Source organism: Streptomyces sp. XM83C, assembly GCF_023072675.1.
GTDB classification, from domain to species: Bacteria; Actinomycetota; Actinomycetes; order Streptomycetales; family Streptomycetaceae; genus Streptomyces; species Streptomyces thermocoprophilus.
In genome coordinates, this window is sequence record NZ_JALLGL010000659.1 from 1 (window position 1) to 521 (window position 521).

The window sequence follows — 521 nt, forward strand, 5'->3', positions numbered from 1 at the left end:
ACGTCGGCCGACAGGCCCGTGATCCTCCGGTCGCTGATGATCGCTGCACGAGACACATTCCCCACCACACGACCATGATCGACGATCGGGAACTCGACGCCTCACCGCCTACCGTGCACGAGCTCGTTAGTACGCCTGGCCGGCCGCGAAGAGCTGCTGAGCCACTTCCCGGTGTCGGTCGGCATTGCGCGACTGGAAGTACGGCCCCTCGAAGGCCGGGACCTCGCCACGGATGTTGGTCGCCGCGAGCGCACTGATGATGCCCTCGGTCCACTCCGGCTTGTTCCGGCCGTGTCGGTGTCGTCGATCCGCAGAACGAACGCGAACCGAGGCAGCCGACATGCGCTCCAGGTTACCGATGCCAGTCGCACGTCCCAGCCCTTCCGCCGTCTACTGAGAGGGCTTCTCGAAACCGAGTGTGAGGCTGGGTTTGTGCTGGTCAGGCATAGTTTCGGGGTGGGTGAGGTAGGTCCGGTGCGTCCGTGGAGGTGGCGTGCTGGAGGTGCGTGATGGTGTCTGTG

General features: G+C 64.9%; 1 pseudogene. It reads right to left on the reverse strand.

From position 1 onward, the window contains the following. Positions 1–129 precede the first annotated feature (129 nt). A pseudogene (locus MTQ10_RS30965) lies at positions 130–335 on the reverse strand (glutamate--tRNA ligase family protein); the annotation flags it as partial. Positions 336–521: the final 186 nt, after the last annotated feature.